The sequence below is a fragment of the Methanogenium sp. S4BF genome (genome assembly GCF_029633965.1).
GTDB lineage: Archaea > Halobacteriota > Methanomicrobia > Methanomicrobiales > Methanomicrobiaceae > Methanogenium.
Genome location: NZ_CP091277.1, coordinates 1857867 through 1877721 on the forward strand (window position 1 = coordinate 1857867; position 19855 = coordinate 1877721).

The following is a 19855-nucleotide window of genomic DNA, read 5'->3' on the forward strand; positions in this document are numbered from 1 at the left end:
TCACGGGGGGATGAACTCTGGAAGAACAGATCATGTATACGTCACGGCCAGGGGACCCTGGCATTGACCGTAAATACGAAGAGGCCCTGGTCGCAGCAGAATCACAGTTGGGGCAGCTCCACCCGGCACGGGTGGCAGGAGAGGAAATTCATGCACGGGAGACGTTCACCGTCTGGTCACCCATTGAGGCGACGCTGAAGATTGGCGATTTTCAGCAGTGCGGGAAAAAAGAGACGGAGGCTGCTATACAGGCAGCGGCAGAGACCTGGGATGACTGGTCACAGACACCGTGGGAGGTTCGCACTGCCTGCATCGGGGCTGCCGCAGAACGCCTGGAAGCGGAGTATTTCCACCTGGCAGCACTCATTACCCTGGAATGCGCAAAGACGAGAAACGAGGCGCTGGCCGAGGTCGGTGAGGCGGTGGCACTGCTGCGCTACCATACCGATGTCATCCGGGACAATGACGGATTCCGACGGTCAATGCCCGCGGACACAAAGACGGACCGCTATGAGAGCGTTTTGCGCCCCTACGGGGCATGGGCGGTCATCTCACCCTTCAACTTTCCGCTGGTCCTGGGGGCGGGAGCGGCAGCAGCGGCTCTTATCACCGGCAATACAGCCATCATGAAACCGGCCTCTGCCGCACCCCTTTCCATGCTCACTTTCTGCCGGATTCTTGAAGAGGCGGGCGTACCTGCCGGGGCGGCAAACTGCATCACCGGGAGCGGACCGGCCTTCGGAAAGGCAGTCTCACGCTCACCCGCCATTGCAGGACTCACCTTCACCGGATCGCGGGACGCCGGCATGTGGCTGCGCAGGGAGTTCACCACGCACCAGCCGTATCCAAAACCGGTGATCCTTGAACTGGGCAGCAAAAACCCCTGTATCGTCACCGGGCAGGCTGACCTCAGGAAGGCTGCGGAGGGGGTTTGCCGGGGAGCGTTCGGCTTCGGTGGACAGAAATGCAGCGCCACTTCCCGGGTGTATGTTGAACAGCCGGTCTTCCCTGTCTTTGCAGAGATGCTGGCAGAACGGGCAGCACGCTGCACCACCGGCGACCCACGGGAAAAAGGCGTATTTATGGGCCCTTTAATCAACCGTGCTGCAAAGGAGCGGTTTGATGCGGCGGTTGCGGCCGTTTCTGCGGCCGGGGGCGAGGTCCTCACGGGTGGCAGGAGTTACTCCGGGAAAGAGACGCACGGCGCATATTTTGCAGATCCCACCATTGTAACCGGTATTTCACACGACCACCCGGTGATGAGGGACGAACTCTTTGTTCCGCTGGTGGCGCTGGCTACGTTCACCGGAATGGATGAGGCCCTCAGACTCGCCAACGACACGGAGTATGGCCTGACCGCGGGCATATTCTCAGAAGACCCGGCAGAAGTGGAGGAGTTCTTCTCCCACATACGGTTCGGAGTCTGTTATGCCAACCGGAAAGAAGGGGCAACCACCGGCGGGTGGCCCGAGTATCAGTCATTTGGCGGATGGAAAGGGAGTGGATCAACCGGACGGGGAGTTGGGGGGCCGTATTATCTCCTCTCCTACATGCGGGAACAGGCACAGACGAGGATCGCCGGGTGATACCAATGATGGAAAGTACGCATAAAGCAATTGGGAGGTGGCATTCCGCGGGCCTTGGAGAGGCGATATCCTGGTGCAGGGCCTGCAACGAACGGGGCATTCCCTGTATTATGCATCCCCTGGGTGAATATGCAGAAGACCGCCAGGCAGCCGAGGAGGGCACGCGGGCATACGAGGACTGCATCTCCGCCATCCACCGCCACGGACTGGACGCATCGGTGGCAATCAAGCCATCCGCCATCGGTGTTACCCTGCAGTCAGAGGCATTCCATGAATACCTCGAACAGATTCTCTCCCATGCCATGGCAAAACGCGTCCCCACCGGAATCGATATGGAGGGCACGCCGCTCGTGCACGACACCATCGAAGCCGCCTTACAGGCAGCGGAACAGGGATACTCCTTCACCCTCACCCTGCAGGCATATCTGAGGCGGACACCGGCGGATATCAGCCGGGCAGCAGACGAAGGGATCTCTGTGCGTCTGGTGAAAGGGGCGTATCTCGGTGACCTGCACCAGCGTGATGAAATCGTAGCGGCATTCCGGACGCAGGCATATCTTCTTGCCCGCAGGCACCCCCAGTTTGCTGTCGGGACCCAGGACATGGACCTGATCCGGTGGCTGCAGGACTCCATCCCCGAGGCACGTACACGCATCACCTTCGGATTCCTGAAGGGCCTTGGGACCGAGACAATGCTCGGAATGGCAAACTCCGGATGGAAAGTGCATGAATACCTGCCCTATGGGAATGACCACGGGTCATATGACCGCCGGCGCGAGATCTATCTCGCCGCCCTCGCAAGTGCCCGGATACGGCCGCTCGTCTGATAATTGGCCGCTGTTCTCCGCCAAAAATCCCCCCACCCACCCTTACTGACCAGCAACATTCTATACTATCGTCAAAATAGTGTACGGTACAGTGCGGAGTGCATCCATAAACTCTGGAGACAAGCATGAGACCAGATACCACCATCATTGAAATATTCACCTTTTTCCTTGCCATTGGCATCATTACCTGCCCCGGATTCATCTGAAATACCGGGCAGGCATCCACCTCATCACTGCAGGTGCCATCCTGCAGGCCGTGGGATCTGGGTAAATCCACCTGAAAAAGAACAGACCCCGGCATCCGGCCGGCCGCATCCACCGGTGAGTTCTGACCATCTGCCGCAAAGAGACCTTTTTTCCCACCCATCCGCGGCAGATGCGGCAAAGCTAGTTATCCCTTCACCGCAGACCATTTCGTATGGAAGCCGAGGAGCATCCCCGCATGCAATACCGCACCGTCCCCAGGACGGGAGACCAGCTCTCGATACTGGGATTCGGGGCGATGCGTCTTCCTATGAAAGGACGTGCCATTGATGAGGAGCGGGCCACCGCCCTCATCCATATGGCATTCGATGCCGGGGTGAACTATATTGACACTGCCGTGCCCTACCACATGGGTGCCTCAGAGGCATTCGTCGGCCGGGTGCTCGCCGGGAAATACCGAAAGCAGGTAAAGGTCGCAACCAAACTGCCGCCGTGGACAACACACCGCCGTGCTGATATGGATGCGACCCTCAACGCCCAGTGCTCCCGTCTGCAGACCGGCTCCATTGACTATTATCTGCTGCACAGCCTGAACCGGGAGAACTGGGACAGACTGCTCGGCCTCGGCGTGATGGACTTCCTTGACAGAGCAGAGGCGGACGGTCAGATAAAAAATGCCGGTTTCTCCTTTCACGGCGACCCGGAGACCTTCCGTGAGATCGTGGACGCCCGGGACTGGACCTTCTGCCAGATCCAGTATAATATTCTGGACGAAGAGCATCAGGCAGGGACAGCCGGACTCCGGTATGCCGCCAAAAACGACCTGGCCGTGATGGTGATGGAGCCCCTGAGAGGCGGGATGCTTGCAAACGCCGTCCCGCCTGCGGCACAGGAGTCCTATGACGCTGCTACGGTGCAGCGAAGCCCGGCCGCCCATGCCCTGCGGTGGGTGATGAACCACCCGGAGGTGACCGTCGTCCTCTCCGGCATGAATGACGAGGCACATCTGAGGGAGAACCTGCAGACCGCCCGGGAGACCCTACCCGGTTCTCTCACCCCGGATGAGGCGGCGATGATAGCGGGGGCACGGGATGCCTGGCGGCGGGCAATGCGGGTTCCCTGCACCGGATGCGGCTATTGTATGCCCTGCCCGTTCGGCGTGAATATCCCGGAGTGTTTTAATCTCTGGAACAACCACTCTCTGAGGGAAGAGAGGCGGGGCGCAAAAACAGAGTATGCGGTCCGCCTCGGAGGGGCGCTCGGGGATGCTCCCGGAAATGCCGGGCTCTGCCGGGCCTGCGGGAGGTGTATGACACACTGTCCGCAGCAGATCCCCATCATCGATGCCCTCAGTGAGATGCAGCAGATCTATGAAGGTCCGCTGTGGGGGGCGAAGAGATTCATCATCTCCCATGCCGCCGGGATGGCAACACGCATTCTGGCGCACCGGGCACACAAGGGACGTGAGACAGACAATGCAGGAATTACAGATTGAATGGAACGGCAGGACCGTGACCGTGGACGGCAAGATACCGACAGATACCGACCGGTTTGTTGAGTCGCTCGCAGATGAGATATGGAACTACAGCGGCTATACGATCACCAGCGGCTATGCCGCATCCCTCTTCGGCCATACCGGCCCGTGTGAGGAGGTGGAGTTTACCCTCCCCCTGATCTGTCTGGACCGCTTCTACTCCATGATAGAAGGCCTCTTTGAAGCCGGGTTCTCCGTGATGAGTCCGGGAGACGGGTTGGCATGGTACCGGTTGTTCCGCTCCGGTGCAGGCGTCCGCATTGCACGCAACGAGGAGTTCTTCCCCAATGTGCACATCCGGGCAAATCCTCTGCAGAGCGACCAGTATGCCTACCTCAAGCGCCTGAAGATCATGGTGAACGGCAAGCGCTTCTTTGCCGCACCTCTTGAACTCCTCATCCCCTTTATCCTGATGCCGGGCGACCGTGGCACACCCGAACAGGCAGCATACCTCTATACGACCTGCAAAGAAGAGATCAATGAGATTGATCTCCGGAACTGGATGGACCATCTCGGCGTTGACCAGAAGCTCCTCCCCGTATAATTCATTTTTTCAGAGAACGGTTAAGGGAAGGGCAGATTCAGCGGTTTCATTCATTCAGATTCACAGAACGACCCATTTTCCGCCCTGATTCACATTTAGCACATTTTGTATCACAATATGAAAAGAAATTAGCCAGACAAATAATTTGAAAATACAAACAAATATCACCCCTCTCCTGACAACAGTAACTAATATGCCCCGGACACAGAACATTCAGGAATACAAGGAATCACCGATAGGGCCCCTGCGATCACTCGTCGCCTGTGCCGCAATCTTTGTGGTTCTCTTCGGAATCACATTATTTACCGATCTCTTCTCCGTCATCCTGCTCGGGCTTGTAATGGCGTTTCTCGCAGCCCCGCTCCTCTTATGGCTGGGAGAGAACAAGGTGCCGACCTGGGCAGGCACCGGCATTATCACCCTGCTGTACCTGTTGATCGGCATCGCCCTCTTTGTGCTCACCATCGTCTCACTCATGGTCTTTGCCGGGGAACTGCCGCAGTACCAGGAAGAGCTGAACGCAAACCTTGCAGGGCTTAACGCATTCCTCGGAACATACGGGTTTTCCATATACGACATCATTGGATCAGACACTTTCAAACTGGAGAACCTCATCGAGCCGGCAATGACAATCGCAGGTGATGTGTCCGGGGTGGTCGTCAACGGATTCTTTGTTCTCGTCGTCACCGCCTTCATCCTGCTCGAACTGCCGACCCTGCAGGAGAAACTCAACCGCTCATTCGGTCCAAAGAGCAGTGTCAGCCGCAACCTGCCCACTCTCATCCGCAACACATATGATGTGATGGTCGTGCGGACAAAGACCAATGTCGTCCTCGGCGGATCCATCGGGGCATTCCTGTATATCATCGGCGTCGATCTCGCCATTCTCTGGGGGGTGCTCACCATCATCCTCAGTTATATCCCCTATATCGGCCTCTTCATCGCCTGTGTGCCTGCTGTCATCCTTGCCTGGCTGAAGTTCGGCTGGGGCGGCGTCCTCATCGTCCTCGCAGGGATTGCCATCCTCAACTTCGTCATCGAAAACGTCGTCTTTGCAAAGATTGCAGCAAATGACATGCGGCTCACCCCGCTTGCCGTTGCCATCGCCTTGTTGATCTGGACGGCGGTATTAGGCATCGTCGGTATGTTCCTCGCAATTCCTCTGACCGTCATCATGCGGACCCTGCTTGCCGGAGACGACCGCACTCGCTGGCTTGCCGTCCTGATGAGCGACGATGAGACAGATGACGGCATTGTCTAAAAAAAGGATTCCGGGTTTCCCTGTTTTCAGGAGAGAAGAGAGTGATTCTGCGGAATCTTCCAGTTTTCCTGCGGCACCGAAAGGGAGAAGACTGCACCTCCCTCCCCGGTACCGGTCTCCCGGATAGCAATGCCGGTGACTGAGAGTATCTCCCGGGAAAGATACAGACCATAGCGGGTTTTCATTCCTATCCCCCGTGAGAAGATCTTCTCTTTCAGGTCGTCCGGGATGCCGGTGCCGTCATCTGCAATATCGATGACAGCAGTGCCGTCCGGTTTTATGCTGCAGGATACGGTGAGGGACGTCACGTCACCACCGTGCTGCACAGCGTTCGTGAAGAGTTCATGCATCACACGCTCCAGCATCGGGTCGGCATAGACGTACAGGGTGCGGCAGGTGCAGGTGACCGTAAGTGCGGAGAATGCAGGCAGGGCAGCCATCCGGTCTGTCAGCTCCCCGATATGCTGCCAGGCAGGCGGCTGTGACCCAAGGTCCTCATAGTCACGGGTGAAGACGATCTGCCGTTCAATGGCAAGCGCCGCATCATTTATTTTTGAGAGCTGCTCCCATGTATCAGACTCGGGAGAGATTTCGCCTGTCATCTCCATGATGTCATAGAGCATCCGGATAACTGTCACCTGATTCAGAATGTCATGCCGGGTAACTGACGAGAGCATCGCAATCTTCCTCTGTGCTTCGCGTATCGCCTCATCTTTCTTCACCCTGTCGGTGACATCCTGGTGGACACCCACAACACGCAGTTCCGGATCCTTTTCCGGACTCCAGAATACCTGCCAGTGCGACCGGATCCAGACCCAGGTGCCATTCTTATGGTGCAGGCGCATTTTATAGGAGCCGGATGGATTTTTGCCTTTACTCCAGCCGGAGTAGAGGCTGAGATACCCGTCCCGCTCATCCGGGTGTACAAATTGCATGTACTGCTCTGCCGTGAAGGGCATCAGCTCATCCGCCCGATAGCCGATCATCTTTGCCCAGCGCCCGTCCACTGCCATCTCACCGGAACGCAGATTCAGGTCCCAGGCACCAAGGTCAGCACACTGGAGGGCAAGGTTGAGCCGTTCCTCATCATGCCGTGCCGAACGGGGTGGGATCCGTTTTCCGGAAGCAGGCGTAAGATGGATGCAATACCACTCCTTACCACCCTCTGCCGTACGGGAAACCATGACATCGAGGGCGGGGCCTCCATTCACAAGGCCGGAAGGAAGAGCAGAACAGGTGACTGTTCCGGCCTTCCGGGTCTGGAGAGAGAGGTCATCCCAGCTGACTGTCCTGACAGGGGAGAGAACCGACATGACCGGTTTGCGGGACAATTCATCCTGAGATTCACGTCCGAGAATCCGGGCTGCCGCTCTGTTGGCCCAGACGATTTCCCCGCCTGCATCTGCAATGAGCATGGCATGCGGTGCATTCTCACAGCATCCATGCCAACCGCCCGGAAGCGGCATATCCTTTCGTGCAGACAAACGTGATCACCTCTCTTTAGAGCAGGCAGGCACAGATGAACTCCCAAAATGAGGACTCAACGGACCTGCATACACAATAATCAATACTATGCTGACAGACTAAAAAAGGATCTTCATCCTGCCACCGCCCCATAGTGGTTTCCACACACTTAAGTACCCGGTGTAAAAGAAATTACTCACGATTACAAAGAGAAACAGCGATGCCCGGAAATTACCTTCACACAATAAAAAAGCATCTTCCCGATTACTTCCGGTTTCTCGGGCCCGGACTTCTGCTGGCAGTCGCGGCCGCAGGCGAGAGCGGCATCGCAGAAGCAGTGGAGATAGGTGCCCATTTCAGCTACGCGCTCATCTGGGCCATCGCTATTACCCTCGTCTATAAATTTGCATTCGTAAACGGTATCGCCCGGTACACGATGATCACCGGGAAGACGATCTTTGAAGGAATCCTCTCCATTCCCGGCCCGAAGAACTGGGGGGGCATACTTGTGATGGTCATCTATCTCCTCGAGATGTTCGCCTTTGGGGGCATGCTGATTTTAGGCGCCATCTTCATGGATTACCTTGTGCCGGGCATCAACTCGATTGAGATGATCATCTTCATCTCTCTTTCAGCCATCCTCATCCTGCTCTGGAAAGAGTCCTATGAACAGCTGGAGCACACCATAATTCTGATTGCTCTTCTGCTCTTCCTCGGCATCGCCTTCTCCCTCACGCAGTTCCCCATCTCCTTAACAGCAATGCTGCCGGGAATGGTTCCGAATATCCCGCCCAAATCCCTGCTCTCGATCATGGCCCTCATGGGCGCGGTCGGTTCGTCCCTGAATCTCCTCTTATACTCTATATGGCTCAAAGAAAAGACCGGTGATGAAAAGGGGCCGGGATTCTACCGGAAGGCTATCGTGGGAGTCAATCTTGACCTCATCATCGCCTTCCTCTTTGTGGGCATCATCACCATACTCTTCATGTCCCTTGGCGTCACCGGATTTTCCATCTCCTATCTGGCCCATGGCGAGACCTTGAGCGTCGATGCACTCTTCTCCCAGGTGCTCTATGTTATCGCCTCCATCCCGTACGGCCCCCAGATCTTCCTTGCGACAGGGTATCTGATCATGTTCGGTGCGGTGCTGACCGGGATGGACGGCCGGGCACGGGCCATCTCCGGGATTCTGCACACCGGATATGCAGTAAAATGGGGAGAGAAGACCACCTTCCGCCTCATTCTCCTACTCTTCACTGCCATCATCGTGAGTGGTGTCATCATCGGAGAGCCAATGGCACTGGTCCACGGGGTCTCGGCCATTGCGTCCGTCTTCTTTGCGGTGATGGGGTTCATTCTCATCTGGCTCAATATGGAGATCAGGGAGCCTGAGAGGCCAAACCGTCTCTGGACCGCCGTCATGACCATCGGCAGTCTCATCTTTCTTTTAATGGCCCTCTTTATGGAAGAGGGCATCATCATGTTCGGCCTGCCGCTTGCAGAACGCATGATCGTCGTCGCCTTTGTGATCTTTGTCTTCGCAGGCACCACCCTCTTCCGGGATGTCATCCAAGGGCATCCTACCTGGATCGACCGTTTATGGACAGTCCTCATCTTCGGGGCGCTCTCCATCTACGGCACCTTCCGCGGGATTGTGTATGAGGGTATCATCATCAACTTCCGTGACCTCGGCCCGATTCTCGCAGGCATCGTAGGAGGCCCCGTTATCGGGGCATGTGCGGGTATTATCGGTGCCGTATACCGCTACCAGATCCCCGGCATGGAGAAGACCGCCCTTGCCTGTGCGGTGGCAACCATTGTGGCAGGCATTGTGGCGGGATGTTTCGCACGAATGTTCCGTGGGGACATCACCTATCTCCGCGGATTCATCCTCGTCGCCCTTGTCGAAGTGATACACTTCTTCATCTTTGTGCCACTCTTCTCAGACATCGCCACCTTCGCTGAATTCCTGACAATCGTCCGGGTCACCCTGCTTCCGATGGTCTTTGCCATGACCCTCGGAATAATGCTCTTCATCTATATCGTCCGGATGAAAGGGTATTCCCTTGCCACCCGGTTTGAGGGGAATACCAGCGAAAAAGATGAGAATAAACCGGCACCCGACCGGGAGGGAGAACGATGAACAAAACACTCCTTGAATATCTGCCCTACATCTTCGCAGGTTTCATCTGTTGTTTCCTCATCTTCAGTGCGGTATTGCATACGCCTGATTACGGGGAGAATGAAACGATCAACATCGGCATCATGGTGCCGCTCTCGGGAGGCCTTGCGGAGTATGGCATGGACGTGAAGACCGGTGTGGACATGGCAGTCGATGAGATAAACAGCAAAGGCGGCATCGGCGGCAAAAAGGTAAGGGCAGTCTACAAGAACACCTGGGGATACCCGAACCGGGCGGCATCCCTTATGGAGGAATGCGCAGAGGAAGGGATACCCGTGGTCATCGGTGACATCACAAGCTCCGGAGCCCTGGCATGTGCAGAGGTCGCAGAAGAGAAACATATCGTCCTCATCTCGCAGGCGGCAACCACACCAGTCCTGAGTGAATACGGACCATATGTTTTCCGCACCATCTCATCAGATATCTATCAGGGGAGGGGCATGGCCCGGATCTTCCGGATATTCCACCCAGAGGCGAATAATGTTACTGTCCTCTATATCGACAATGCCTACGGCTCCGGCCTCGCGGAGTCATTTGTGACAGCACAGGATGACGGAGGATTTCACGTGCAGCAGGTGATCCCCTTTGAGGAGGGGCAACGCACATTTTCCAATGAAATCGCAGCCATCCATGCCTCTGAAACAAATGGCATTGCCCTCATCGCACATGTCACAGAGGCGGAGAATATCCTGAAAGAGGCCGAGGCACAGGGTCTTGACGTTGCCTGGGTCGGGTCAGACGGCATTGTGACCACCGAACTCTATTCCCATGTCGGCTCCTATGCAGAAGGGTTCATCGCCACAATGCAGTCAAGCGAAGTCCGTGACCCGACATTCATCCATGAATACCAGGTGCGGGCCAAAGACAGCACAGTCAACTGGATGGCCCCCTATTCCTACGATACCGTGATGATTGTGGCAGAGGCCATCCGGTATGGCGGATACTCGGCAGACGGCATCCGCGATGCATTCGGGAAGATCCGGCACCTGGGTGTCTGCGGCCCGAAGGTGTTCGAGGAGAACGGCGATATACCCCCCGCCTTTGATGTGATGCGGATAGAAAACGGTGTCTGGAAACGCGTCTCCTGGAAGGAGATCACACAAACCGGAACCACGAGTGAAGCCCCGGCACACTGACCAGGCCGCTCAATCCCGGATCACACGCGGATGAACAGGTGCGTCCACAGAGGAACAGTGTGCTGCACCCTGTACCGGAAAGGGTCAGATGCGACAGACACCGGGTGGTGTATCAAAACCCATGGATCTCCATAAAAATAACGCAGATTATCGATTCATTTGTATATTGAGAAGTATTCCAAACAGCAGACAGTGTGGAAGCAGTAATAAATAATTTTTCTCATTTTGACGAACATACGAGCCTTAATTGTAAATTCCTTTCAGATAATGTGCAGCCTGACATATCTATAAATAAAAGCAACACGATTCAACGCTTATCCACGCCTGGCAGGCCCACCGGGGGGCTTGGAAGGCCGTCGTGCGGGGAGATCATCAGGAGAGAGACGATGATAGCACAAAAAATGACCACAAAAACCAATGGAAAGGCATCTTCTGAGACAACGAAAATTCCAATCGGCAGGAATGTATTCATCTGCCCGATGCCGGTCACCATTGTCGGGACCCGCCTGAACAACCGCCCCAACTTTCTGACGGTTGGATGGGTGACACGGGTAAACGTGAGTCCCCCCATGATTGCCATCGGAATAAAAAAATCGAACGCATCGGCAGACGGTATCCTCATGCACAAGGCGTTCTCGGTAAATTTCCCCGGTACCGATCTCATTGAAGAGACAGACTATTGTGGCCTGGTTTCCGGCAGAGATAAGGATAAATCCCGGTTATTTGACATTTTCTACGGTGATCTGAAGAATGCACCCATGATCAAAAACTGCCCGATAACACTTGAATGTCTGCTTACCGAGACAATTGATCTTCCGACAAATTACCTCTTCATTGGTGAAATAAAAGGGGCATATGGCGATGAGAACTGCTTCACCAGCGGAAAGCCGGATGTCGCTGAAATAAAGCCCCTCCTCCTGACAATGCCGGACAATGCATACTGGGAGGTAGGCAAATACCTCGGGCGTGCCTGTAAAATCGGCAGAAATCTGGAGACCTGAAACTGAGGAAAGACCAAAACAGGAGATATCGGGGACAGCAGAGGAAGGGGCACAAGCGAAGTGCCTCCCATCCTGCATAACCCAAAAAAATCTATTATGTTCCACTGACAATGCAGGATTATACAACCCTGCAGATCTGTTTTGCAGGTGTGAAAACGGAGGTAAAGAGATGTGGGTGAGAGTTAAGCTCACTTTCCGCATGTCTCCTTTCAACAATAGTATTTTTCGTACTCGCCACCCAATAACCGTAATATCTTTTTCAATTCATCATTCAGATTCGTAATCCGCTTTATTCTCCGTTCTCCCTCGACGAATGAAAACTCCCTCACCCTCCTAAACAGGAAAAAGGTCCACTTCATTGTCGGTCTCTGTGTCTGCTTCTTTGTCTGGCTGGTGACGGTTTCACCAGACTGTCCCAGCTCCCTTCTCAGCCGGAATTCAGTCATCGAGTAGATGAACAGGCACAGTACCATGATCATCGCTAATGCCTGAATACGCGATGGTTTCTTTAAAAAGACCTCTGCAACGCGGAATGATTTGTCCTTCAGGAATCGAAATCCCCGTTCAACGGATCCCTGTCCTTTGTAGTTTGCCAGCAACTCATCCGCAGACATCCCTGTATCATTCGTTGCCAGAACGAAACGCCCGAGATTTTGGCGTTCCTGCTCGACTACGCTGTCATCGTATTCAATATCTGCAGTAATCTTATACGAATGAACCAATGGTTCACCGGCCTTCGGCCGGCCCCGTTTCTTCTCTTCTTTCCGTTGAACCGTAAGAATTTCGAGTTCGCTGAACAGATACTCTGGATGTTTGTCTAACCACTTCTCTGCTGCAATACGTGCGTCCGGTTCACAAGCGAATTCCTGTGCACAGACTTTTCGGAGAGATGTTTTCGCTCTCTCCAGATCTTTTACCAGATTCTTTTGAAACGTTTTATTCTGCTGTTCATGCATTGGTTCAGAATGATACATGACCCATTTCTGTCTGATCCCGGCATATTCACTGAAATATTCACTATAGGAATAGCGTTCATCAACGCACGGTGTAAACTGAAAATCTGATTTTATCAGTTCTTTTACGTCTTTGATGGTAACCGGCACACGGCTGATCCAGAACATATGCCGGCCTAAGCTCTGAAGATTCTTTTCAGTATAAAATGCAGCGTCAGCCACATGGTAGACTTTCTCTTCTGATTTCAGATTGCTCTGGAGTTTTTCAATAATGATTCTGAGCGTCTCTTTATCTGATTCATTCCCGGAAAAGGTCTGAAGAAAAAGGGGCACCCCGTGCTGATTTGATGCCATGCCCAGGACAAACCGTTTGAGATCCCAGCGGCCATCCTTCGGGTGGCCATAGGTAATCTGGATTTCTTCAGTGTTGAAATCGGATTCATATTCACCGGTGACACTGAAGTTAGTGGTATCAACGTGAACGCAATGCGAGCCAAATTCTGTCCGAAGAAGGCAGTTTGCAACGATTTCATTGAATAATTCAGTTGGACCATACTCTGCAATGGCATCCAGTGTTCTCCCGAGCACATCGTCGTTTATCTGTTCCCGGGTAATTCCCTCCCCAAGAAGCCGTTCAACGGCGATATCGTCAAAGAATTCCGGAAACAGATAAAGGCGGCGTTCGATGAATCCCAGACCATTGAGTACCATAGCTTTCACGACCTGAGAATGGGTGAGATTATGGTTCCGGGTCTTTGGTATTGCGGTATCGATTATATTCGCGATCCCAAGAGAATCGTAGGCTCCGGCAACAATGCCGAGATGGCCGACGGAAAGGATTGATTCGTCATCAAATCCGTCAATGAGGGGCATATTGTAGATATTTGCTTATACGTACATAGATCTTGCGGTGGATAATTGTGTTAATTGTGGATTTTAGTGCGGATGCTGGGGTTAAGACACCTGAGGGAGACATTCAGGATGCAGAAATTTTCCCGGATGAATACATAAGTCCCGGTGTTCTGCTGGCAGACGGTTCTGTTGTTATTGACATCCCGTTTTCGGGAGATTCATCGTATGACGATGAACCGGGACATGACAGAGAATCGTATGAAGACGACGACATATAGCCGAGGTATGTCCTGTCCCCGGATTGAGAAGCCGCAGTAGTGTTTATACAGAATGGTATGGCTGACAGGCATCACTGCAAGGCAGTATGGCAGGACAGCAAACCGTCTTTTCTTTCTTCAGGCTGCTCTCTCTCACTGTTATTCTCTTCTTCTCCCCGTTTGCAGAAGGATCAAAGACCAGTATGGATACGTATTCAGCGGATGATGGACCATCATTCTTTTTGGCACGTCATGCAGTGATTGATCGCAGGCACCACTTCTGGATCGCATTCGTTCTTCTTTGCCTGAGATGTTTCTGCAGCGGACACGTGCTGTATTCGGGGGCATCCCGGGAGGGATTGTCGACAGCATCGGATAAAAACGTACCATCTGACAAAGATCAACCCGGAAAGGATACCAGAATGCGTCTGATGAAGCACCCGCCGACATGCCATCGGAGCAGCCGAAACTGAAAAGCAGAGGAGAAGAGAACATCCCGTCTCCGTAGGAGAGAATGAGAGCACATACCCCCACACCATAAACTCAAATACGGTTTATCCCGGAGATCCACTCCACCAGGGCAAAAAAGAATATCTATTGTTCCCGGAGTTTCCCTCATGCCTTCCGGGCGCGTCATCCTGTATTATTTTCCGTTCAGGATTGACATTTGCGTCTTTTTAGTCTGCTTCATCACGTTCTGAAACCATGACACGTATATCATCGTGACCAGCCACATGCCAGGATGACTCATAATCCAGGCAGTAGACGTCAGACAGTGAGTACGAAAAGAGCTCATCACGCTCTTCCAGATCATACTCCCCCATTGGCTTCAGACACTCGAATCCGGTAATTCTCATGAACTCCATGATATCTCTACAAAATGATAGTCTCAGTGTCAGACATATAAGTCTTTCCGATTCGGCAACCCGAGATATGGAACGGAAATTCCAAAAAACAGATAAATATCGAGGAATATCCAGTCAATTCACCATCCACCCAATATTTGTAAAAAATACCGCCATCATACAGGCAATATATCAAAATAATCAAAAATAGACAAGCCTTTCCGGATCCAACAGCACTCCACCAGAATAGCCTATTTCAAGACCCCCCCAAAGAGGAGACAGACACACAAACGCGCACAGAAATAGGTCCCAAAAATGGCACTTGTGAGGGGGTGCCGCAGATAGCTATATAACTAAACCAGCACCCGCCCATCATGGCAGTCCACCCCCTTATCAATATACCGACATTTTTGCAGCATACGCCCTGCAGCAGGGCCGGAGATAAAAGATCCCGCCGACAGACCTTTCGCCCCGGAAGACACCCCCGCAAAGGGGTTCGACAGGCAACATCGTATTCAGAGCCCGAAGGTCCTCAGCAGGGATGCACGTATCGATTCTTTGGGATAGGCACCGGTGAGGCGCCCGGCAAGCGACCCGTCTGCAAAGAAGAGCAGAGTCGGAATGGCAGATATCCGATAGGTTCGCATCACCGCTGCATTCATGTCTGCATCACATTTCCCGAATATGACTACCCCCCCGAACTCACCTGCCAGTTCCTCTATCACCGGAGCTATCGTCATACACGGACCGCACCACTCCGCCCAGCAGTCCACCACCAGATACCGGTGAGCCTGAATGAGGTCAGTGATATTCATATCTGTCACTTCCATCACCGCACCGGGAAACCGGCCAGGGGAATGCATCAATTTCTCCATCTCTCTGAGGCGTAGTTCGCGCAGGCGTACGAGTTCATCCTCATCAGGATTATCATTGCCCATAAGGATACAGGTAGGCCCGAATGTACTTAACACTGCTGTAAGCGGATAGTTCACATCCAAAAACCCGGAAAACCGGCGCCTTCAGATGACAACATATATCAGGTTGTGAATCATAGTAGTATGACACACAGTTTATTGTGTAGCTCTGCGGAGCGAGGTGGGGTAGTCAGGAAATCCCGACGGGCTCATAACCCGTAGACCGATGGTTCAAATCCATCCCTCGCTATTTTAAGCATTTTATTCATTTTAACAACAGACATTTCGTTTTTTATTGTAATCTCTTCCATCCGGAACGGATAGTAATCAGGAGTATTGACGCCTCACGGAAACATCCCTGCACCATACTAATCCATATCAGCAGCCATAAGCCGGAAAATACCGTGGGAAAGTTCCGAAAAACTTCGAAAAAAAAGAGTCCGGTCATTCGCCGGAGAATGACTCCAGCCCCGCCTGATAGTGTTTCGCAACACAGGTAATCTCACGGGTGCAGCAATGCTCCTTCCCGATAGGAAGCGGGTATTTGCCTGTCAGGCATCCTGTACAGAGATCCTCTTCGGGTATCCCTATCGCACGAATAAGCGCTGTGATTGAGATGTGGTGCAGTGATGTCGCCCCGATGGACGCACAGACTTCGTCATTTTCAAGGTCACTTGCAATCAGTTCGGCACGCGTAGGCATATCGACACCCAGGTAACACGGGGCCTTGATTGCCGGGGAGCCGATACGCATGTGTATTTCCCGCACACCGGCATCACGGACAATATTCACCAGCCGCCGTGACGTGGTTCCGCGGACGATGGAGTCATCGATGAGGACCAGGGACCGGTCCTTCAGGTGGCCCCGGACCGGATTCAGTTTGATCCGGACGGCCGTCTCACGGTCTTTCTGATTGGGCATGATGAAGGTCCTGCCCATATACCGGTTCTTAATCAAACCCTCCCGGTAGCGGATGCCGGACGCCTCTGCATATCCTGCCGCATGGGCCATCCCGGAGTCCGGGACGGGGGAGACAAGATCTGCCTCCACCGGCGCCTCCTCAAAGAGGGAGTGCCCAATGCGGCGCCGCACATCATAGACAAGGCGCCCGTCAATAACAGAGTCCGGCCGGGCAAAGTAGACATACTCAAAGATGCAGTGCGCCCGGTGAGAGGCCTCTGCAATCTGATGCGACTCGATGCCACCCCCTTTCAGACAGATCAGTTCACCCGGACGGACGTCCCGGATAAACGAACCGCCAAGGGCGTCGATGGCGACAGACTCTGAAGCAACCACATGCCCGGTTTCGGTCCTTCCGATGCACAGCGGACGGATACCCAGCGGGTCGCGGAATGCCCAGATTTCATCGTCAAACATCATCACCACCGAGTATGAACCCTGGAGGCGCCGCATGCACATGCCAACGGCCTCTGTGACATCCTCTGAAACCCGGTACTCATCGGCGATGATGTTGCCGATTACTTCGGTATCGGTTGTCGTGCAGAAAATCTGCCCGCGTTTTTCATATTCCTCCCTGAGACTGATGGTATTGACAAGATTTCCGTTGTGGGCCAGCGCCACCTTCCGCCCCCGGAAGGTGAAAGTGAACGGCTGGATGTTCTCCGGTATCTTCTCTCCTGTAGTCGGATACCGGACATGCCCGAGACCAGTTCCCCCCTGCAGACCGCAGAGGATCTCCTTATCAAACACTTCCGCAACAAGGCCCTGACTCTTCGCTTTGTACAGTGTCTGGCCGTCAAACGTTGCAATACCTGCGCTCTCCTGCCCCCTGTGCTGCAGGGCGTAAAGCGCATAATACAGGGGGAATGAGACATCGCCTTCGTCGACGATGCCAACAATTCCGCACATAATAAATCCCAAAAATCAGTGAGTTGAGGGTTTAGAATTCTTATTCGTCCAGTTATACTTACGCAGGCGGGGAGACTTTCCAAACCCGCACGACGCACAGACTCCATGGCGCTTGTGGTATGAAATTTTACCACAGCGTCTGCAGACAATATGCGTTGTTTTCTGCCGTTTACCCATTGAGGGCGTGCCTTTACTCATTTTTTGTCACCAACCTGAATGATAGTTATTCCACGGACGGAGAGATGTAGATCACATTGTCTCCGCGGACAATTAAAGTGCCGCGTTTCTCAGCCACGCCATCAATATCTTCCTCTGCATTGTCGAGGACGAGGTTCATATGAACATCATAACCCTGGAGAATACCCCGGATCTCCCTGCCGCCCTTTAGACTGACGATGACCGGTTTCTGGTTAAGGGCCTTATCTAAAATTTCCAATGGTCTTCTGGTCATTAGACTCCCTGCTCTAATCGATGAGGATTAGTATAATTGCGGCAGTAACATACATAAATATAGCGACCGACCCCTTATGGGCGGAACACAAACCTAAAAAATACGTAAAATTACGGTGAATTGTAAAAATGGCGAAGATTAGCTCACGAAAAAGACATACAATACGAAAATCCGATCTCTCCCGTCTCTTCCGCGGGCTCGAAGAGGAGATCGGTGCTGAGACCGATCTCTTCCGGTCATCGACCGTAGAGGTGGTAGACACCACCGGAGACATCTCCCTGTATCTCATCGGAAAGAAGCCCTACCTGATGGAATACCAGGAGATGGTCTTTCCTACCCTCAGGGGTGCTATCGCCCACCCGTTTTCGGCGCGGAACGTGGTTGTTGATGCCGGAGCTGTCCGGTTCATGGTAAAGGGTGCAGATGTGATGCGCCCTGGCATTGTCCGCGTGAGTGGTGACATTCGGGCCGGCCATCCGGTCCTCATCATCGAGGAGACCTATGGAAAACCGCTTGCAGTGGGCATCGCAGAACTCGATGCAGCAGAGATAGAAGCGGCAGATACCGGCAAGATGGTCAGAAACTTCCATTACGTAGGGGATGAACTCTGGAACATCGAGATCTAGCGCGGGTCCGGAAAAAAGATACCATTAAATAAAATTCACTCTAAAACGATTTTCATGGCTAAATTTCTGGATTCCATCCTTGGCAAGGGTTCCTCATCTGCGGCAGAGTCAGATTATATGGAACTGGACCTTGCATCGTTTGAATCCGTTTCAGGGGATGCGTCACCGGCCTCTATGTATGTCAAGATCGCCGCAATAAATGACCTCAAGGACACACCCCGGGTTAAAGACGAGATCTATAACGGAAACATCGTCATTGTCGATGTTTCCAGACTGAAGATGGACAAGATCACCTATGAACGGGTCCTCAAAGACCTCCGGGCCGTTGCACATGACATAAACGGAGATATTGTCGGTCTTGGCGACCAGAAATATGTGATCCTGACTCCGATGTCTGTGAAAATTTCCCGCGATAAGATCGGCGGAGGGGTCTGAGGGTGGACAGGGTCATTCGTGCCCCGTGCCTTCAGTGTTCAGAAGAGATCGAATACCTGTATAAAACCGTAGAAATCCCTTATTTTTCCGATGCTCTCATAACAACCGTCATCTGTGGTTCTTGCGGGTTCCGCTCTGTCGATGTAATGATACTGGGGGAGAACGAGCCTGCCCGCTATACCCTCACAGTCTCTTCACCAGAGGACATGGAGGGGCGTGTAGTCCGATCAACGACCGGGACCATAGAAATACCGGAACTGGGCATTCTCGTGGAGCCTGGGCCCATCTGTGAAGGGTTCATCACCAATGTAGAAGGAGTCCTTGTCCGTATCGGAGATGTCATCGATCGCGTGATTACCTGGTCTGAAGGGGAGGAACTGGAGCGTGCCCGGGAACTCAAAGCAAAGATAGAGGAGATGCGCTCAGGCACCGTGCCCTTTGTCCTGATCATTCAGGACGAGGATGGGAACAGTGCAATCATCCACCCGGATGCAGAGAAGAGTGCATTCATCCCGTACGAAGACCGCCTGGAATAATCTTCATACCTTTTTTGTGATATCCGGTCCGAAACATAGCTTCGTCCCTGCATCCCCTGCTTTCTGCGGGTGGGGCAGGAAAGTGCAACCCGCAGGCCGGGCGGCACCTCGACAGCCGATTCAAAAATCAGGTCTATCACCCGATTACCACAGTAAATGGAATAATATACCGGAATAAGGGAAAACACCCGATTTCTCCATATATACCTCATATACTCCATTCAATTAGTACCAGTGCCGTAAAACACCGGACCATCAGTATCAAACCGGACGTCTCCCTGATCGTCTGGATACCAGAACAAACATACAACAAATACCGGCATTCAATCGACAGATAATGATTTAAAGCCATAACAACGACTATTTTTGGATTTAGAA

19 protein-coding genes and 1 tRNA gene are annotated in these 19855 nt (G+C 53.2%); 13 read left to right on the top strand and 7 right to left on the bottom strand.

Features of this window, described 5'->3' with window-relative positions:
• Positions 1-32: 32 nt before the first annotated feature.
• The 5 genes from L1S32_RS09005 (at position 33) to L1S32_RS09025 (ending at position 5956) form a co-directional block, all read left to right on the top strand.
• Positions 33-1586: an aldehyde dehydrogenase family protein gene (locus L1S32_RS09005; RefSeq protein ID WP_278154703.1), complete on the top strand. Its 1554-nt coding sequence runs from the start codon at positions 33-35 to the stop codon at positions 1584-1586.
• A 5-nt stretch (positions 1587-1591) separates the two neighbouring features.
• Entirely contained in the window at positions 1592-2413 is an 822-nt protein-coding gene (locus tag L1S32_RS09010; protein WP_278154706.1) for a proline dehydrogenase family protein, read from the top strand.
• A 418-nt stretch (positions 2414-2831) separates the two neighbouring features.
• Positions 2832-4112, top strand: coding sequence for an aldo/keto reductase (locus L1S32_RS09015; protein ID WP_278154707.1), 1281 nt, complete (start codon positions 2832-2834; stop codon positions 4110-4112).
• Positions 4093-4695: a hypothetical protein gene (locus tag L1S32_RS09020; protein WP_278154709.1), complete on the top strand. Its 603-nt coding sequence runs from the start codon at positions 4093-4095 to the stop codon at positions 4693-4695. The genes L1S32_RS09015 and L1S32_RS09020 overlap by 20 nt, the downstream gene beginning before the upstream one ends.
• A 193-nt stretch (positions 4696-4888) precedes the next feature.
• Positions 4889-5956, top strand: coding sequence for an AI-2E family transporter (locus L1S32_RS09025; RefSeq protein ID WP_278154711.1), 1068 nt, complete (start codon positions 4889-4891; stop codon positions 5954-5956).
• 26 nt (positions 5957-5982) lie between these two features.
• On the opposite strand, the gene L1S32_RS09030 is transcribed toward L1S32_RS09025, so the two are convergent.
• The gene (locus tag L1S32_RS09030; RefSeq protein WP_278154712.1) at positions 5983-7440 is read right to left on the bottom strand and encodes a PAS domain-containing protein; all 1458 of its coding nucleotides are present in this window, start codon (positions 7438-7440) and stop codon (positions 5983-5985) included.
• A 200-nt stretch (positions 7441-7640) separates the two neighbouring features.
• On the opposite strand from L1S32_RS09030, the gene L1S32_RS09035 reads away from it, so the two are divergent.
• From L1S32_RS09035 to L1S32_RS09045, 3 genes are all read left to right on the top strand, one after another.
• On the top strand, positions 7641-9563 hold the full coding sequence (locus L1S32_RS09035) for an Nramp family divalent metal transporter (RefSeq protein ID WP_278154714.1): 1923 nt from the start codon (positions 7641-7643) through the stop codon (positions 9561-9563).
• Positions 9560-10738 carry an ABC transporter substrate-binding protein gene (locus L1S32_RS09040; protein WP_278154715.1) on the top strand — a complete coding sequence of 393 codons (1179 nt, stop codon included), beginning with the start codon at positions 9560-9562 and terminating at the stop codon, positions 10736-10738. The genes L1S32_RS09035 and L1S32_RS09040 overlap by 4 nt, the downstream gene beginning before the upstream one ends.
• A 386-nt stretch (positions 10739-11124) precedes the next feature.
• The gene (locus L1S32_RS09045; protein WP_278154716.1) at positions 11125-11739 is read left to right on the top strand and encodes a flavin reductase family protein; all 615 of its coding nucleotides are present in this window, start codon (positions 11125-11127) and stop codon (positions 11737-11739) included.
• A gap of 209 nt (positions 11740-11948) precedes the next feature.
• Here L1S32_RS09045 and L1S32_RS09050 read toward each other — a convergent pair whose 3' ends face one another.
• A complete protein-coding gene (locus tag L1S32_RS09050; RefSeq protein ID WP_278154718.1) occupies positions 11949-13565 on the bottom strand; it encodes an IS1634 family transposase in 1617 nt (538 codons plus the stop codon).
• A gap of 47 nt (positions 13566-13612) precedes the next feature.
• Here L1S32_RS09050 and L1S32_RS09055 point away from each other — a divergent pair, with 47 nt between their 5' ends.
• Positions 13613-13822, top strand: coding sequence for a hypothetical protein (locus L1S32_RS09055; RefSeq protein ID WP_278154719.1), 210 nt, complete (start codon positions 13613-13615; stop codon positions 13820-13822).
• A 656-nt stretch (positions 13823-14478) separates the two neighbouring features.
• Here the strand turns inward: L1S32_RS09055 and L1S32_RS09060 are convergent.
• The gene (locus tag L1S32_RS09060) at positions 14479-14667 is read right to left on the bottom strand and encodes a hypothetical protein (protein WP_278154721.1); all 189 of its coding nucleotides are present in this window, start codon (positions 14665-14667) and stop codon (positions 14479-14481) included.
• Between the two features lie 494 nt (positions 14668-15161).
• Positions 15162-15584, bottom strand: coding sequence for a thioredoxin family protein (locus L1S32_RS09065; RefSeq protein ID WP_278154722.1), 423 nt, complete (start codon positions 15582-15584; stop codon positions 15162-15164).
• 151 nt (positions 15585-15735) lie between these two features.
• On the opposite strand from L1S32_RS09065, the gene L1S32_RS09070 reads away from it, so the two are divergent.
• Positions 15736-15810: transfer RNA gene (locus tag L1S32_RS09070), tRNA-Met, on the top strand.
• 194 nt (positions 15811-16004) lie between these two features.
• Here L1S32_RS09070 and purF read toward each other — a convergent pair.
• From purF to L1S32_RS09085, 3 genes are read right to left on the bottom strand one after another with little or no spacing between them, the layout of a single operon-like run.
• Complete coding sequence (gene purF / locus L1S32_RS09075; protein ID WP_278154724.1) at positions 16005-17429, bottom strand: amidophosphoribosyltransferase; 1425 nt, start codon at positions 17427-17429, stop codon at positions 16005-16007.
• Positions 17430-17444: 15 nt separating this feature from the next.
• Positions 17445-17627 (bottom strand): 50S ribosomal protein L37e, encoded by a 183-nt coding sequence (locus tag L1S32_RS09080; protein ID WP_278154726.1) that lies wholly within the window; start codon positions 17625-17627, stop codon positions 17445-17447.
• 25 nt (positions 17628-17652) lie between these two features.
• Entirely contained in the window at positions 17653-17880 is a 228-nt protein-coding gene (locus tag L1S32_RS09085; RefSeq protein WP_165077105.1) for an LSM domain-containing protein, read from the bottom strand.
• A gap of 128 nt (positions 17881-18008) precedes the next feature.
• Here L1S32_RS09085 and L1S32_RS09090 point away from each other — a divergent pair, with 128 nt between their 5' ends.
• From L1S32_RS09090 to L1S32_RS09100, 3 genes are read left to right on the top strand one after another with little or no spacing between them, the layout of a single operon-like run.
• Positions 18009-18506: an RNA-binding protein gene (locus L1S32_RS09090; RefSeq protein ID WP_278154729.1), complete on the top strand. Its 498-nt coding sequence runs from the start codon at positions 18009-18011 to the stop codon at positions 18504-18506.
• A gap of 54 nt (positions 18507-18560) precedes the next feature.
• Positions 18561-18941, top strand: a complete 381-nt coding sequence (gene sepF, locus L1S32_RS09095; RefSeq protein ID WP_278154732.1) for a cell division protein SepF — start codon at positions 18561-18563, stop codon at positions 18939-18941.
• Between the two features lie 2 nt (positions 18942-18943).
• A complete protein-coding gene (locus L1S32_RS09100) occupies positions 18944-19477 on the top strand; it encodes a ZPR1 zinc finger domain-containing protein (protein ID WP_278154734.1) in 534 nt (177 codons plus the stop codon).
• The last annotated feature ends 378 nt before the right edge of the window (positions 19478-19855 follow it).